Origin of the sequence: Marinobacter suaedae, from assembly GCF_030519635.1 — a bacterium.
Lineage (GTDB): Bacteria > Pseudomonadota > Gammaproteobacteria > Pseudomonadales > Oleiphilaceae > Marinobacter > Marinobacter suaedae.
Map to the genome: position 1 here is coordinate 14339 of NZ_JAUMIS010000002.1, position 13609 is coordinate 27947.

Annotated in this window: 13 protein-coding genes; 10 read left to right on the forward strand and 3 right to left on the reverse strand. The window is 58.0% G+C overall.

Annotation, left to right across the window (positions count from 1 at the left end):
* The first annotated feature begins 16 nt into the window (after positions 1–16).
* The 4 genes from QVZ43_RS08870 to QVZ43_RS08885 are packed head-to-tail and all read left to right on the forward strand — an operon-like array spanning position 17 to position 2975.
* Positions 17–643 (forward strand): methylthioribulose 1-phosphate dehydratase, encoded by a 627-nt coding sequence (locus QVZ43_RS08870; protein WP_302909671.1) that lies wholly within the window; start codon positions 17–19, stop codon positions 641–643.
* The gene (locus QVZ43_RS08875) at positions 640–1197 is read left to right on the forward strand and encodes a 1,2-dihydroxy-3-keto-5-methylthiopentene dioxygenase (protein ID WP_302909672.1); all 558 of its coding nucleotides are present in this window, start codon (positions 640–642) and stop codon (positions 1195–1197) included. The genes QVZ43_RS08870 and QVZ43_RS08875 overlap by 4 nt, the downstream gene beginning before the upstream one ends.
* Entirely contained in the window at positions 1197–1889 is a 693-nt protein-coding gene (mtnC, locus tag QVZ43_RS08880) for an acireductone synthase (RefSeq protein WP_302909673.1), read from the forward strand. The genes QVZ43_RS08875 and mtnC overlap by 1 nt, the downstream gene beginning before the upstream one ends.
* 27 nt (positions 1890–1916) lie before the next feature.
* The gene (locus QVZ43_RS08885) at positions 1917–2975 is read left to right on the forward strand and encodes a DUF3080 domain-containing protein (protein WP_302909674.1); all 1059 of its coding nucleotides are present in this window, start codon (positions 1917–1919) and stop codon (positions 2973–2975) included.
* 15 nt (positions 2976–2990) lie between these two features.
* Here QVZ43_RS08885 and QVZ43_RS08890 read toward each other — a convergent pair whose 3' ends face one another.
* The 3 genes from QVZ43_RS08890 to arsC all read right to left on the reverse strand — a co-directional run bounded on the left by QVZ43_RS08890 (position 2991) and on the right by arsC (position 4438).
* Complete coding sequence (locus QVZ43_RS08890) at positions 2991–3368, reverse strand: DUF2069 domain-containing protein (RefSeq protein WP_223795383.1); 378 nt, start codon at positions 3366–3368, stop codon at positions 2991–2993.
* Positions 3369–3430: 62 nt separating this feature from the next.
* A complete protein-coding gene (gene wrbA, locus QVZ43_RS08895) occupies positions 3431–4036 on the reverse strand; it encodes an NAD(P)H:quinone oxidoreductase (RefSeq protein ID WP_223795384.1) in 606 nt (201 codons plus the stop codon).
* A 48-nt stretch (positions 4037–4084) separates the two neighbouring features.
* Positions 4085–4438 (reverse strand): arsenate reductase (glutaredoxin), encoded by a 354-nt coding sequence (gene arsC, locus QVZ43_RS08900; RefSeq protein WP_223795385.1) that lies wholly within the window; start codon positions 4436–4438, stop codon positions 4085–4087.
* A gap of 71 nt (positions 4439–4509) precedes the next feature.
* Here arsC and QVZ43_RS08905 point away from each other — a divergent pair, with 71 nt between their 5' ends.
* The 6 genes from QVZ43_RS08905 (at position 4510) to kdsA (ending at position 13552) form a co-directional block, all read left to right on the forward strand.
* Positions 4510–4977, forward strand: a complete 468-nt coding sequence (locus QVZ43_RS08905) for a TlpA family protein disulfide reductase (RefSeq protein ID WP_223795386.1) — start codon at positions 4510–4512, stop codon at positions 4975–4977.
* A 46-nt stretch (positions 4978–5023) separates the two neighbouring features.
* Positions 5024–8515 carry a DNA polymerase III subunit alpha gene (dnaE, locus tag QVZ43_RS08910; RefSeq protein ID WP_223795387.1) on the forward strand — a complete coding sequence of 1164 codons (3492 nt, stop codon included), beginning with the start codon at positions 5024–5026 and terminating at the stop codon, positions 8513–8515.
* A 180-nt stretch (positions 8516–8695) separates the two neighbouring features.
* Entirely contained in the window at positions 8696–9649 is a 954-nt protein-coding gene (gene accA, locus QVZ43_RS08915; protein WP_302909675.1) for an acetyl-CoA carboxylase carboxyl transferase subunit alpha, read from the forward strand.
* Positions 9633–10988: a tRNA lysidine(34) synthetase TilS gene (gene tilS, locus QVZ43_RS08920; RefSeq protein WP_302909676.1), complete on the forward strand. Its 1356-nt coding sequence runs from the start codon at positions 9633–9635 to the stop codon at positions 10986–10988. The genes accA and tilS overlap by 17 nt, the downstream gene beginning before the upstream one ends.
* Positions 10989–11075: 87 nt before the next feature.
* Positions 11076–12704: a CTP synthase gene (locus tag QVZ43_RS08925; RefSeq protein ID WP_223795390.1), complete on the forward strand. Its 1629-nt coding sequence runs from the start codon at positions 11076–11078 to the stop codon at positions 12702–12704.
* Positions 12705–12706: 2 nt separating this feature from the next.
* Complete coding sequence (kdsA, locus tag QVZ43_RS08930; RefSeq protein WP_223795391.1) at positions 12707–13552, forward strand: 3-deoxy-8-phosphooctulonate synthase; 846 nt, start codon at positions 12707–12709, stop codon at positions 13550–13552.
* Positions 13553–13609: the final 57 nt, after the last annotated feature.

Below are 13609 nucleotides of genomic sequence, written 5' to 3' on the forward strand. Positions count from 1 at the left end.
ATTCCAGGGAGATAACGTGTTTGACGTAACCCGATATGCGAAAGCTGCGGATTCGATCATCGAGGCCGGACGTTTCCTGTATCAGCGCGGCTGGTCTCCTGCGACCAGCAGCAACTATTCGGCGCGGCTGGACGAACAGCATATTGCCATCACCGTATCCGGCCGCCACAAAGGCGATCTGGGGTCCGGTGATGTCATGGTGGTGGATCTGGCGGGTAACCCCGTGCAGAGCAGCAGTCGTTCTTCCGCGGAGACGCGTCTGCACACGGTACTGTATGAGCTGTTTCCGGAGGTGGGTGCCGTTGTGCATACCCATTCGGTGAAAGCCACAGTGCTGAGCCGGCTGGTTTCCGCCGGGCACTCACTGATACTGGAAGGCTATGAATTGCAGAAGGCCTTTTCCGGTGTTGATACCCATGAATCCACCCTGACCATTCCGGTCTTCAATAACAGTCAGGATATCGACGCGCTGGCGGAGAAGACCAAACAGTGGTTTGCCTCCCATCCCGGGCAGCCGGGATATCTGATCCGTGGTCACGGCCTCTACACCTGGGGAGAGACCATGAAGGATTGCCTGCGCCACGTGGAAGCGTTTGAATTTCTGTTCGAGTGTGAACTTGAAGCCATGAGGGTTCGACCATGACAACCTTGAGCATTTTTGACTTCAGCCAGCCAGACGAGGCAAAGAAGGTGACCGACGATTCTTCAGAGATTCGGGCGTTGCTGGCGGAGCAGAGCGTACGTTTCGAGCAGTGGCCCACCAAAGACCTGCCAGACGATGCATCACAGGATGAGATTCTGGAGGCCTATCGAGAGGAGGTTGAATCCCTCAAGGCTGAATGCGGCTTCCAGACTGCGGATGTGGTGAGCCTGAATCCGGATCACCCTCACAAAGAGGCCTTCCGCCAGAAGTTCCTGGATGAGCACACCCACAGTGAAGACGAAGTTCGCTTCTTCGTACGTGGTCAGGGCCTGTTTTACCTGCATTTCGGCGATCAGGTATTTTCCGTGCTGTGCGAAAAGAACGATCTGATCAGCGTGCCCGACGGCACTCGTCACTGGTTTGATATGGGCCCGGAACCGAGGTTTACCTGCATCCGCTTGTTCACCAATCCCGAGGGCTGGGTGGCGGACTTTACCGGCGACGATATCGCCAGTCGGTTGCCCCGCTACGAGGCCATGGTGGGAGGGGCGTAATGATCCGGGTGGTTCTTACCGACATCGAGGGCACGACGAGTTCGATTTCTTTTGTCCATGACGTGCTGTTTCCCTACGCCAGCGAACATCTTCCGGACTTTGTTCGCGACAATTACGAGCGGCCCGATGTGGCCGAGCAACTGGATGCAGTGGCGAAGAGCACCGGTCAGGATCGCCAGGATGTGGATGGCCTGATTGAGACCCTGCTGACGTGGATTCGTGAGGATCGCAAGGAAACTCCGCTGAAAGCGTTGCAGGGCATGGTTTGGGAATACGGCTATGACCGGGGGGAGCTGAAGGGGCACATTTATGAAGATGCCGCTCACCATCTGCGGCTCTGGCATGATCGGGGCTTGCGCCTGTTCGTATACTCCTCTGGTTCAGTGCAGGCCCAGAAACTGATCTTTGGTTACACTACCGCCGGTGATTTTACCCCGTTTTTCTCCGGTTATTTTGATACCCGAATCGGGGGCAAAAAAGACGCCGGCTCTTATCGCAACATCGTTGCTGAGCTTGGGGTGGAGCCCTCCACGGTGTTGTTCTTGTCGGATGTGGAGGCCGAGCTGGAAGCCGCCGAACAGGCCGGGCTGGAGACCGCCTGGCTGATACGGGAGGGCGAGGTGCCAGAAGACGCTGGCCGGTTTATCGCCCGCGATTTTTCGGAGGTGGAATCGTTGCTGCGCAAGCAGTGAATTCCGCCGGATTACCCGGAGGTACCCATGCCCGGAGTCGTTTGGTGCAGAGCCCTGATTCCGGGCGTGTTCGCAGGTTTGCTCAGCGCCTGTAATCCCTTCTCTGATGCCCGCCCAATGATGGATGAATACGTCGAGCGGGTCGCCCGGGTTCTGGAATTGGAACCTGAACTCTCGGACATCCCTGCTGCCTCTCAGATGCCCCGGCGCCGTGACCGGGTATTGTCCATGCCCGAGCTGGAAATGGGTATGCTGGACTTCCTGTCCCTGTACGGTTGCGAGCTTCAATTCGTGGTGGGAGAGAAAAACTCGGTTATGGGGCGGGTGATGCAGCCTCTGAACCGGTTGAGGTACGAACTGAAGTTCATTGAGTCGTCCGAGGAGTGCCTGCCGGAGATCGAGAGGGAAGCGCTGGCTGGAGAGCTGGAGGCTGCGATCGAAAGCAAGAAGGAATCTCTGCCCATTGCCCTGTGGAATGCTACCTGGGGGGCGGAAGAGGTCGAGACCCTGTTCACCCTCGCCAAGGGGCATTATCCGGTAGCGGCGAAAGGTAACCCGGTGTCGGATCTGGCGCTGGATGCCCAGCAACTGAATGAAGCGGTGGCCGATCTTCTGGCTGGCAGGCTGTCCGTGGATCTTGATTTTGCCGGTGGCGTGCAACAGCGCTGGCAAGCCGAGTATCGCGCCGGACAATTGATCAACAGTGCGGCGTTGGTGACTGCCCGCTTGAACGATGCAACTGCACTGATCGAAGGGCGACTTGAAGGGCGTCCTTTGTGCCTGAATGGCAAGCCCAACAATCAATCAGATATCGTTCAGAGCATGTTTTTCAGCGTGTATATCGAAGAAATTCAGCCGTATCTGAGCGACATCCAGCGGGCACGCCAGGCGTTGCTGGAGCCGCTGGCGCAGCTGGCGGCATCCCAGCGGTCGGTAATGCCCGGCAGTTTCACTGACTGGTTTCGGCAACACCTGTCCCAGACATCGGATCAGGGCATCTGGGCTGAGCTGGACGAGGCCATCGCTTCCCATACACGAAGCTGGCAAGAGTTGTTGGGCCAGTGTGGGATGCGGCCGGGCAGCTAGGGCTGCCCCGGTCTCTTACTCCGCTGAATTTGCCGGCGCCGGTAAAGGCCTGTTTACCTTCAGGTGCACCATGGCAAAGGTAAACAGCAGGAACGTCAGAACGGTCAGCACGACAGGGCCGGTGCCTCCCTCGCTGAGCCACGCAGACACCAGCGCCTGAGTGAAGTAAAAGATAACCACGAAAGCCATCCAGATATAGCCCCGGTTGTGCCCCCGGAACACGGGCACGGCAAAGACCAGGAGGGGGATCAGTTTCACGGTCAGCATCAACGGGATGGAGACGCCCTCGACCGGAGCTGGGAAAAACGTGGTGAGCACCAGGGTAACGAGCACCGCCAGGTAGGTGGCGATGGTCAGTCGGGCGGTGTTCCGGGCTTTCGGGTTATGGAGCATGCAATTGTATCCGCGTATTAAAGAATGCCTTGGTTAAGGTACGCCGTTCAGAGACGGGCGTATCAATTGGAGAGTTTGTCAGCGAGTCTTGCCAGGCGCTCACCAAATGCCTGGCACAGTTTCTTCTCGGTATCGGTCAGCGCCTTTTGTTCCTCGGTTCCCGCCCAATGTGTCGGGCCGTATGGGGTTCCGCCTGCATCGGTAGCGGACAGTCCCTTTTCCGTGTAGGGCAGTCCGCACAGCACCATGCCATGGTGGAGCAGGGGGACCATCATGGTGAGCAGGGTGGTTTCCTGGCCTCCATGAAGACTGCCAGTTGAAGTGAACGCGCCAGCCGGTTTGCCTGCCAGGGCACCGCTGAGCCACAAGTCTCCAGTGGTATCGAGGAAATGTTTGAGAGGCGCCGCCATGTTGCCAAAGCGGGTCGGGCTGCCCAGGGCCAGGCCGGCACAGTTGGCCAGATCCGACTTAGTGGCGTATGGCGCTCCGTTATCCGGTACTGCAGGCAAAGCGGCGTCCGTGTCCGGAGATACAGGTGGCACGGTTCTCAGCCTTGCTTCCATGCCGCTCACCCGGGCGATGCCACGGGCAATCTGCTGGGCCAGTTCGGCGGTCTGGCCATTTCGGCTGTAATACAGGACCAGAACGTAGGGTGACGGCTCTGACATCGCGCTCTCCTTTGCGGTCGCGGGTGACTGAACGAGTTTGGTGCTGACTTAAAGAATGGACAGCACGTTTTCCGGCGGGCGTCCGACGACGACTTTGCCATTGGCCAGTACGATCGGACGCTCGATCAGTTTGGGGGTGTTCACCATGGCGTCAATCAGCTGCTCCCGGGAGAGCTCTGGGTTATCCAGCCCCTGGGATTTGTATTCGTCTTCCTTGGTGCGCATCAACTGCCGGGGCTCGAAATCAAGGGCGGTCAGGATGGCATCCAGTTCCTGAGCTGTCGGTGGGGTTTCCAGGTAGCGTATAATCTCAGGTTCGATACCCCGATCGGTCAGCAGTTGCAGGGTTTGGCGAGATTTTGAACAGCGTGGGTTGTGGAAAATCCGGGTAGCTTCTGTCATCGTCGGGCCTGACTTTATCAAGGTGAATACGTCGGTTTCGAAAGGCCGGTAGTCTAACAGGAGGAATTCACGTGCAGTACCCTGGGAAACAGCGGTTTTTTCGCCGGACCATCGCCCTTGGGATATTTTCCCTGGTACTTCTCCTGTCTGGATGTGAGAAGATCGAACTTCAGCGCGCTGAAGGAGCGAAGCTGAATTGGGACCAGCTCCGTGGCCAGTGGGTGCTGGTGAACTACTGGGCGGAATGGTGCAAGCCCTGTCTGGAAGAAATTCCCGAACTCAATGCTCTTGATATCGCCCCTGACATTGCCGTGCTGGGGGTGAATTTTGACGGCATCCAGGGGCAGGCTCTGGAAGAGCTGGGTAAGCGTATGGGCATTGAATTCGTTCTACTGGCAGAAGACCCGGCGGCCAAGCTGGGGTGGGACGTCCCTATCGCGTTGCCGGCCACCTATATCGTGGGCCCCGACGGCGACCTGGTCGAAGCGCGTTTTGGTCCGCAGACCGAAGATGATATCCGGAGTTTGATTGGCGGCTGAACCGCCCGTACTCCCAATGAATTTTTAGCAGGACACACCTGACGTTATGCCGAACACCTTTGTACACCTGCGGGTGCATTCCGAATATTCCATGGTTGATGGCCTGGTTCGAGTGAAGCCGCTGATTGGCCGCGTGGCCGAACTGGGCATGCCCGCGGTCGGGCTGACCGAGCAGTCCAACATGTGCTCGCTGGTGCGCTTCTACAAGACGGCCCTCGGCGCTGGCGTGAAGCCGATCATTGGCGCTGATCTCTGGCTGGACAACCCGGAAGAACCGGAAAATCCCTTCCGGGTGACACTGCTGGCGCGAAATAACGATGGCTACCTGAACCTGACTGAAATCATTTCACTCGGTTACACCGAAGGGCAGCGGTTCGGCAAGCCCATTGTCCAGCGCAGCTGGCTGGAACAGCGTGCCGCTGGTTTGATCGCCCTGTCGGGCGGCAAGCTGGGTGACGTGGGCAGGGCACTGCTGGCTGGCAAAGCAGATTTGGCCCGGGAGCGTGCGGAATACTGGAAGAACCTGTATCCGGGCAGCTATTACCTGGAACTTCAGCGTACCGGTCGTGCCGGCGATGAAGAGTGTCTGCACATGAGCGTGGACCTGGCCCGGGAGCTGGCTTTGCCGGTTGTGGCCACCAACGATGTGCACTTCCTGCATGCCGAGGATTTCGAAGCCCATGAGGCGCGGGTGTGCATCGGTGAAAGCCGCACCCTGGATGATCCCCGACGGGACCGTCGCTTCAGTGATCAGCAGTATCTTCGCAGCGCTGAGGAGATGATCGAGCTGTTCTCCGATATCCCGGAGGCGGTCGAGAACACCGTAGAGATTGCCAAACGCTGTTCCGTAAAGGTCCGGATGGGCGAGTACTTCCTGCCGAACTATCCAATCCCGGATGGCATGACCATGGACGAGTATTTCCGCAAGGTGTCGGAAGACGGCCTGGAAGAACGCCTGACGACCATCCTGAGCAAGGACGATCCGGAATACGACAGCAAGCGGGATGCCTATTACAAGCGGCTCAACTTCGAGCTCGATATTATTATCCAGATGGGGTTCCCGGGTTACTTCCTCATCGTTATGGACTTCATCAAGTGGGCCAAGAACAACGGCGTGCCCGTGGGGCCAGGCCGGGGTTCCGGTGCCGGCTCCCTGGTAGCCTATGTGCTGCTGATTACCGATCTGGATCCGCTGGAATACGATCTTCTGTTCGAGCGATTCCTGAACCCGGAACGGGTCTCCATGCCCGACTTCGACGTTGACTTCTGCATGGAAGGCCGCGACCGGGTTATCGATTACACGGCCCGCAAATATGGCCGGGAAGCCGTTTCCCAGATCATCACCTTCGGTACCATGGCTGCGAAAGCGGTGGTGCGGGACGTCGCCCGGGTGCAGGGCAAGTCCTACGGGCTGGCGGACAAACTTTCCAAGCTGATTCCGTTCGAAGTCGGCATGACCCTGAACAAGGCGATCCAGGAAGAACCGCAACTCAAGGAGTTCCTGGAACAGGATGAAGAAGCCCAGGAAATCTGGGAGATGGCGCTCAAGCTTGAGGGTGTCTGCCGGAACGCGGGTAAGCATGCGGGGGGCGTGGTTATTGCGCCCACCAAGATTACCGACTTCTCACCCCTGTACTGTGATGACGAGGGCGGCAGTCTGGTCACCCAGTTCGATAAGGGGGACGTCGAGGAAGCCGGGCTGGTCAAATTCGACTTCCTGGGTTTGCGGACGCTCACCATCATCAAGTGGGCGCTGAACATGGTGAACCCGCGAAGGGAAAAGCGCGGAGAACAGGCGCTGGATATTGCCACCATCCCCCTGGATGACAAGCGATCCTTCGAGATGCTGAAGCGGGCAGAAACGACCGCCGTGTTCCAGCTGGAATCCCGGGGTATGAAAGATCTGATCCGTCGACTTCAGCCGGATAACCTCGAAGACATGATCGCTCTGGTAGCCCTGTTCCGACCGGGGCCTCTGCAGTCGGGCATGGTGGATGACTTTATCGACCGAAAGCACGGACGCCAGCCTCTGTCGTACCCGCATCCGGATTACCAGTACGCAGGCCTGCAGCCAGTGCTTGAGCCCACCTATGGGGTCATCCTGTATCAGGAGCAGGTCATGCAGATCGCTCAGGTGATGGCTGGCTATACCCTCGGTGGCGCCGACATGCTTCGGCGAGCCATGGGTAAGAAAAAGCCCGAAGAGATGGCCAAGCAGAAGGCGATCTTCATTGAAGGTTGTGAAAACAACAACATTGACAGGACCCTCGCCGAAAACATCTTCGACCTGGTCGAAAAGTTTGCCGGCTACGGCTTTAACAAATCGCACTCTGCCGCTTACGCACTGGTGTCCTATCAGACTTTGTGGTTGAAAGCCCACTATCCGGCCGAGTTTATGGCCGCCGTACTGACCGCCGATATGCAGAACACCGACAAGGTGGTGACGCTGGTGGAAGAGTGCCGGAACATGAAGCTTGACCTTCTGGTGCCAGATGTCAGTCGGTCGGAGTACACCTTCACGGTCAACGACGACGGCCAGATCGTTTACGGTCTCGGTGCCATCAAGGGACTGGGTGAGGGACCGATCCAGGCCATCGTTGAGGGGCGCGGGAACGGTGAGCCCTTCCAGGATATCTTTGATTTCTGTCGTCGCATCGACATGAAAAAGGTCAACAAGCGAGCCCTGGAAGCACTGATCCGATCCGGTGCGATGGACAAGCTCGGCCCCAGCCGTGCCCAGCTGATGGCGAGTATCGACAAGGCCATCCAGCAGGCCGCGCAGCAGTCGCGCAACGAGTCGGTGGGCATGATGGATATGTTCGGCGAAGCCCTGATGGGGGGCGGCGAGGATGGCGGCGGCGACCCCTACGAGGACGTGGCCGGTATTCGTGAGTGGCCAGAGAAAGAGCGCCTCAAGGGTGAAAAGGACACCCTGGGGCTCTATCTGACAGGGCATCCGTTTGACGAGTATGAGAGAGAAGTTCGGCGTTTCGTCCGCAACTCCATCGCTGATCTGAAACCCAACAAGTCGCCGCAGCGCGTTGCCGGCCTGGTGGTCGCTCAGCGCACCATGAAGACCAAGTCCGGCTCCACCATGTGTTTCATCACCCTGGATGACCGGAGTGCGCGGATTGAAGCCACCCTGTTCTCGGAAACCTTCATGGAAAACCGGGAATTGCTGGGTTCTGATCAGGTCATCGTTGTGGAGGGTGTGGTCAGCCACGACGATTACTCCGGCCAGATGAAGATGCGGGTGAGCTCGGTGATGGATGTAGGTACGGCGCGCCAGCAATTCAGTAAAGGGCTGAAGCTCGTGCTGCACTCCAAGCAGTTGCAGAACGGTCTGCTCGACAAGTTGGATACCACCATGCGTCCATTCCGCTGTGAGGGCAGTCCTGTCTGGATCGAGTACAGCAGCGATCAGGCTCATACCCGCATCGAGCTGGGCGAAAGCTGGCGGGTTCAGCCGGATGACAACCTGCTTCTGGAGCTTCGTTACCTGGTTGGCGACCAGTCGGTGGAACTGGTCTATGATTGAAGAAGTCCGGCAAGGTTCTGGGCGCCATCGCGGCTGACGTATTGAAAAGTTAAGCTTTTGTCAGAAAGCGGACTCATACCAATGTCCGCTTTTTCCAAGCAGTGGGCGCTGCTATCTTTGTCCCAAATTCTGGTTTGGCGGGGAGGATTCCCTGTCAGGTAATCAAAATGATGGAACATCATGAACCCTAACTATCTGGATTTTGAGCAGCCCATTGCCGACCTGGAAGCGAAGATCGAAGAGCTTCGCATGGTCGGTAATGACACCGACATCAATATCACCGATGAAATCGCAAGGTTGAAACGCAAAAGCGTCAACCTGACGGAGAATATCTTCTCCGACCTGAAACCCTGGGACATTGCGCGTCTGGCTCGCCATCCACGTCGTCCGTACACACTCGATTACATCGAGACCATTTTCGAGGACTTTGACGAGTTCCACGGCGATCGTCGCTATGCCGATGACCTGGCCATTGTTGGTGGTACGGCCCGTCTCAATGACAAGCCTGTGATGGTGATCGGACACCAGAAGGGGCGGGAAGTGCGCGACAAGGTTCGCCGTAACTTTGGCATGCCGCGGCCGGAAGGATACCGCAAGGCCCTGCGCCTGATGGAGATGGCCGAGCGATTCAAGCTGCCGATCATGACCTTCATTGACACCCCGGGAGCCTATCCCGGCATTGGGGCCGAAGAGCGCGGGCAGAGTGAAGCCATCGCCTTTAACCTGGCGGTGATGTCGCGTCTGAAAACGCCGATTATCTCCACAGTGATCGGTGAAGGTGGTTCTGGTGGCGCGTTGGCCATCGGTGTATGTGACCAGCTGAACATGCTGCAGTACTCCACCTATTCCGTTATCTCCCCAGAGGGGTGCGCGTCGATTCTCTGGAAGAGTGCGGAGTTTGCTGCTCAGGCTGCCGAGGCCATGGGTGTAACTGCCGATCGGCTCAAAGAACTGGGCGTGGCGGATAACGTGATTGACGAGCCTCTTGGTGGCGCTCATCGCAACCCGGAAGAGATGGCAGGCGCACTCAAGGCAATTCTTGTCCAGGGCATGGACGAGTTGGCCCGTCTTCCCGTGGATGAACTGGTGGCCCGTCGCTACGAGCGGCTGACCCGTTATGACGGCGGGCGATAAGCCCGATGCCGGTTTTGCCTGGCCGGATGCTTTGTGTGCAGCGGTCAGGTCGCTTCCCTCGCATTCCCGACTTTGGGTCGCTGTCAGCGGCGGCCTGGACTCAATCTTGCTGTTACATCTCACCGCTGCGTGCCATGACGGAAAGGTCCCGCTGGCGGCCATCCACGTAAATCATCAGTTGCAGAAAAATGCGGGCGAGGGTGAGGCGTTGTGCGTCGATGCCTGCAGGTGGCTCGATATTTCCCTGGAGGTTCGCCGGGTTTCGGTTGAAGGGAGGTCGGGGCTGCCCGCCACCGCAGGTATCGAAGAAGCCGCACGCAACGCCCGTTATACCCAGTTTGAGCAGATCCTCCGCCCGGGGGACTTGCTGCTGATGGCCCATCATGCCGATGATCAGGCAGAGACGGTTTTGTTCCGGTTACTCCGTGGGAGTGGGGTGGCCGGACTGGCGGGCATGCCGGTTCATCGGCGGGTGGGCCACGGGCATCTGTTTCGGCCGCTGCTCCCGTTTGCGCGGGCAGATCTCGAGCGCTACGCAAGAGAGGCCGGTCTTCGGTGGATCGATGATCCCAGCAATAACGATCAGGTTTTCGACCGAAACTTCTTGCGGCATAGTGTCTTATCCGAAATGAAATCGCGCTGGCCTGAGCTGTTAGGCCGGGTTCGTCGCAGCGCCGATGCCTGCCACGAAAGCGATGTGCTCAATCAGATTCTGGCTGAGCGGCAGTGGGCGGAGTGCAGTGATGGTGAAAGTTGCCTGAAAGTGGAGCGTTTTGCAGCGCTGTCACTGCCGGAGCAGAAAAACCTGCTTCGATGGTGGATTCTCCAGCGTGACTTACCGCTGCCATCCGTCGTTGGTTGGGAGCAGGCGATACACGATTTGATCCTGGCGGGTGAAGACCGTATGCCGTTTTTTCAGGGCGACGGGTTCAGTCTGCGCCGATTTCAGTCAAAGCTTTATCTGGTTCCGGATGCGCCTCCATCGCCATCAGAGCCGCTGCCCCTGAATCCGGGTGAGCAGCTCCGTTGGGGGATATGGACGCTGCGCCTGGAGCCAACCTCTAACCCGACTCAGCCGGTACCGCCAATAAGGGTATCTACGAGGCAGGGCGGTGAGCGCGTCCGGCCTTACCCCGAAGGCCGCTCCAAATCCCTCAAGAACTGGTTCCAGGAACAGGGGGTTCCCCCTTGGGAAAGGCCATGTCTGCCTTTGATTTTCGTAGGTTTCGGTGACTCCGAACAACTCATCGCAATTGGCGATTTCTGGTGTTCTGACCAATACTCAGGATGCGCTCCAGCCGCCGGTTGGCGGCTGGTCGTGGGTCGGGATTGTGATTGAGTAGCCCGGGGCTTTCTGGTAGTCTGGCGTCCCATCTTGAGATGACAATCTCCCCCCTTCACCGAACCAGATAATCATGGAATCTGCATGACGCGTTATATTTTCGTCACCGGCGGTGTCGTGTCCTCATTGGGTAAAGGTATCGCTTCTGCCTCTCTGGCGGCGATTCTCGAGGCCCGAGGCCTGAAGGTCACCATTCTCAAGCTGGACCCGTACATCAACGTGGACCCCGGCACGATGAGCCCGTTCCAGCACGGTGAGGTTTTCGTCACCGAAGATGGCGCGGAAACCGACCTGGACCTCGGTCACTACGAACGTTTCATCCGTACTCCCATGAGCCGCCGCAATAACTTCACGACCGGCCGGGTGTATGAGGAAGTTATCCGCAAGGAGCGCCGTGGCGATTACCTGGGCGGAACTGTGCAGGTGATTCCCCACATCACCGACGAGATCAAGCGTCGTGTGGTCGAAGGGGCAGCCGGTGCCGATGTTGCGCTGATTGAAATTGGCGGCACCGTGGGGGACATCGAATCCCTGCCGTTCCTGGAAGCCTGTCGTCAGCTCAAGGTTGAGGTGGGTTCACAGCGTGCCCTGTTCATGCACCTGACCCTGGTTCCCTATATTGCGACAGCGGGCGAGATAAAGACCAAGCCGACCCAGCACTCGGTTAAAGAGATGCGGTCCATCGGTCTGCAGCCCGATATCCTGCTGTGCCGTTCCGAGCACGAAGTGGATGCCAGCTCCCGTCGCAAGATTGCCCTGTTCACCAACGTAGAAGAGCGGGCTGTTATCCCGCTGCAGGACGCCAAGTCCATCTACGCTATCCCGCGCATGCTCCATGAGCATGGCCTGGATCAGCTGGTGATTGAGCGCTTCAATCTGGACGCCAGCCCAGCAGACCTCACCGAGTGGGATGACGTGGTCGAGTCCCTGTTGAATCCTGAACAGGAAGTGACCATCGCCATGGTCGGCAAGTACATGGAGCTGCTGGACGCCTACAAGTCCCTGATCGAGTCCCTGTTGCACGCCGGCATTAAGACCCGCACCAAGGTCAACATCAATTACATCGATTCTGAAGACATCGAGCGTGAGGGGACCGGCGCACTGGAAAGTGCCGATGCGATTCTGGTGCCCGGTGGTTTTGGTGAGCGTGGTGTCGAAGGAAAGATCAACACCGTTCGTTATGCCCGTGAAAACAAGGTGCCCTATCTGGGTATTTGCCTGGGCATGCAGGTGGCGGTTATTGAATACGCCCGTAACGTGGCAGGCCTGACTGATGCCCACAGTACCGAATTCCGCGAACATACGCCGGAGCCGGTGGTTGGTTTGATCACCGAGTGGCTGGATGCTAGTGGTGAGAAGGAAGAGCGCACCGAAACGTCTGATCTCGGTGGCACCATGCGCCTGGGCGGTCAGGATTGTGTATTGACGGAAGGCACCACCATCGCCGGATGTTATGGCAAGAAAACCATTCGTGAACGCCACCGTCACCGCTTTGAAGTCAACAACAACTTCCTGCCGCAGCTGGAAGGCGCTGGCCTGACCATTTCCGGTCGCTCGGTGGATGGCAAGCTCGTAGAGGTAGTTGAAGTGGCTGATCACCCCTGGTTTGTAGCCTGTCAGTTCCACCCGGAGTTCACCTCCACGCCCCGTGATGGTCATCCTCTGTTCAAGGGCTTTGTTGAAGCAGCCCTGGCGAGAAAGAAAGGAGCCTGATCATGGCGCGGCAGACCGTTACTGTTGCTGATATCGAGATTGCCAACGACAAGCCGTTCGTGCTCTTCGGTGGCATGAACGTGCTGGAATCCAGAGAGCTGGCGTTTGAAGTGGCCGAGGCATACGTAGAGGTATGTCAGAAGTTGAGCATTCCCTATGTGTTCAAGGCCTCGTTCGACAAGGCCAACCGCTCTTCCATTCACTCCTTCCGGGGACCCGGTCTGGAGCAGGGACTGCAGATTCTTGCGGATATCAAGAGCAAGTTCGGTGTGCCGATCATTTCCGACGTTCACGAGCCTGACCAGGCGGCTCCGGCGGCCGAAGTGTGTGACATTATCCAGCTACCGGCATTCCTGAGCCGGCAGACCGACCTGGTGGCAGCGATGGCGAAAACAGGCGCTGTCATCAACATCAAGAAGGCCCAGTTCCTGGCACCCCAGGAAATGAAACACATCATCCGCAAGTGCGAGGAAGCCGGCAACGACAAGGTGATTCTGTGTGAGCGAGGCAGCAGCTTCGGTTACAACAACCTGGTGGTTGATATGCTTGGCTTCGGCATCATGAAAGACCTGAACGTGCCGGTGTTTTTTGATGTGACTCACTCCCTGCAGATGCCGGGTGGCCGGGCAGATTCCGCCGGCGGACGCCGTGCCCAGGTCACCGATCTGGCCCTCGCCGGTATGTCCCAGGGGCTGGCCGGACTGTTTCTGGAGGCCCATCCCGATCCTGATCAGGCCAAGTGCGATGGCCCCTGTGCGCTCAGACTCAGTCAGCTTGAGCCGTTCCTGAAACGTGTGAAGGCTGTGGATGACCTGGTCAAGAGCTTTGAACCCCTGGACACCGCCTGACCGGCGGTGTTCTTCGTTTCATCACCTGTTGCTTATTAGTAAGTTTGGAGACACGAC

Bases quoted from the DNA above. Each gene is read 5' to 3' on its own strand.
- QVZ43_RS08875 (WP_302909672.1), top strand. From the start codon at position 640: ATGACAACCTTGAGCATTTTTGACTTCAGCCAGCCAGACGAGGCAAAG.
- mtnC (WP_302909673.1), top strand. From the start codon at position 1,197: ATGATCCGGGTGGTTCTTACCGACATCGAGGGCACGACGAGTTCGATT.
- QVZ43_RS08885 (WP_302909674.1), top strand. From the start codon at position 1,917: ATGCCCGGAGTCGTTTGGTGCAGAGCCCTGATTCCGGGCGTGTTCGCA.
- QVZ43_RS08890 (WP_223795383.1), bottom strand. From the start codon at position 3,368: ATGCTCCATAACCCGAAAGCCCGGAACACCGCCCGACTGACCATCGCC.
- wrbA (WP_223795384.1), bottom strand. From the start codon at position 4,036: ATGTCAGAGCCGTCACCCTACGTTCTGGTCCTGTATTACAGCCGAAAT.
- arsC (WP_223795385.1), bottom strand. From the start codon at position 4,438: ATGACAGAAGCTACCCGGATTTTCCACAACCCACGCTGTTCAAAATCT.
- dnaE (WP_223795387.1), top strand. From the start codon at position 5,024: ATGCCGAACACCTTTGTACACCTGCGGGTGCATTCCGAATATTCCATG.
- accA (WP_302909675.1), top strand. From the start codon at position 8,696: ATGAACCCTAACTATCTGGATTTTGAGCAGCCCATTGCCGACCTGGAA.
- tilS (WP_302909676.1), top strand. From the start codon at position 9,633: ATGACGGCGGGCGATAAGCCCGATGCCGGTTTTGCCTGGCCGGATGCT.
- QVZ43_RS08925 (WP_223795390.1), top strand. From the start codon at position 11,076: ATGACGCGTTATATTTTCGTCACCGGCGGTGTCGTGTCCTCATTGGGT.
- kdsA (WP_223795391.1), top strand. From the start codon at position 12,707: ATGGCGCGGCAGACCGTTACTGTTGCTGATATCGAGATTGCCAACGAC.